The sequence below is a fragment of the Pedobacter jejuensis genome (assembly GCF_003725795.1).
Taxonomy (GTDB): domain Bacteria; phylum Bacteroidota; class Bacteroidia; order Sphingobacteriales; family Sphingobacteriaceae; genus Pedobacter; species Pedobacter jejuensis.
In genome coordinates, this window is record NZ_RBEE01000020.1 from 1 (window position 1) to 1,297 (window position 1,297).

Annotated in this window: 1 protein-coding gene and 1 pseudogene; both read left to right on the top strand. The window is 43.3% G+C overall.

Annotated features, from left to right (window positions below):
- Positions 1 to 393 (top strand): annotated as a pseudogene (locus D7004_RS20835) (IS21 family transposase); the annotation flags it as partial.
- A gap of 19 nt (positions 394 to 412) precedes the next feature.
- Positions 413 to 1,159, top strand: a complete 747-nt coding sequence (istB, locus tag D7004_RS10600) for an IS21-like element helper ATPase IstB (RefSeq protein WP_244214291.1) — start codon at positions 413 to 415, stop codon at positions 1,157 to 1,159.
- Positions 1,160 to 1,297 lie beyond the last annotated feature (138 nt).

The following is a 1,297-nucleotide window of genomic DNA, read 5'->3' on the forward strand; positions in this document are numbered from 1 at the left end:
CATGCCAGAGTGCGGCAAAAGAACCATTATACTCCCCAACAGAACCACCGGGCACCACAGCACCGGTACGTATCAGAATGGACGCCTGAGAACTTTATTCAGCAGGCTGAAGAGATCCATAGTGACGTTGCTCATTACATATCGAAGGTGCTTGAGCATAAGGGATATCCCGAGCAGGCCCATAAATCCTGTTCGGGCATACTGAACTTTGCGCGTCGTGTTGGAACGGTCCGGCTAAGGAATGCCTGCCGTTGGGCAAATAATCTTGGCCAGTACAACTACCGTATAATCGAGGAGATACTGCAAAAGCAGCTTGATCAGCTATCTGTAGAAGAACAGACAATAGATATCCCTGAGCATGGAAACATCAGGGGCAAGGAATATTACCAGTAACAATAAAAAGCAATTAGAAATGAACAATGAAACATTAGAGAAAATGAAACAGCTGAGGCTGTTTGGGATGTACGATGCATTCAGGACCAATCTGGAATCCTCGGTAAAGGAATCGCTGACCACTGATCAGTTTATATCCGTACTGGTTGCCAGCGAATGGGATGACAGGCGCAACCGTTCGGTGGAAAGAACAATTAGGACGGCTGCATTCCGATATAAGGCATCTCTTGAACATATTGATTACTCCATTGAGCGAGGCCTCGATAGGAACCAGGTGCACAGACTTGCGGCCCTGGATTTCATCAAGGAGCACAAGGATCTTTTCATAACCGGTTCCACCGGTACAGGAAAAAGCTACCTTGCCACCGCACTTGGATATCAGGCCTGTCAGAATGGATACAAGGTTCTGTATGTTAATACTGCTAAACTTATGGGACAGCTAAAGCTGGCAAAGGCTAAAGGTACCATCCTGGCAGAACTGAAAAAGATTGAAAGGGTTGATCTTCTTATTCTTGACGACTTCGGTCTTCAGCCATTCGACCCACAGTCAAGGGTTACTTTACTGGATATCATTGAAGATAGGCACCAGAAGCGTTCAACAATAGTTACATCACAAATACCAGTGAAGGAATGGTATGATATAATTGGTGAGAAAACAATAGCAGATGCGGTTCTTGATCGTATCGTTCATCACTCAATAAGAGTTGAATTATTTGGTGAATCTATGAGAAGGAGAAACTCTAAGATTGAAAACGTATTTTTGTAAAATAACAGTTGTTAAACAGGACTTAAAAGATCGATTCTAAAAAGCCTTTTTCCACAACAACTTCTGCTTTTTTCAAGCAACAACTCTGGGGGTCAATTTAAAATTGGCGAAAGGGGGTCAAATTTATTGGTATATGCA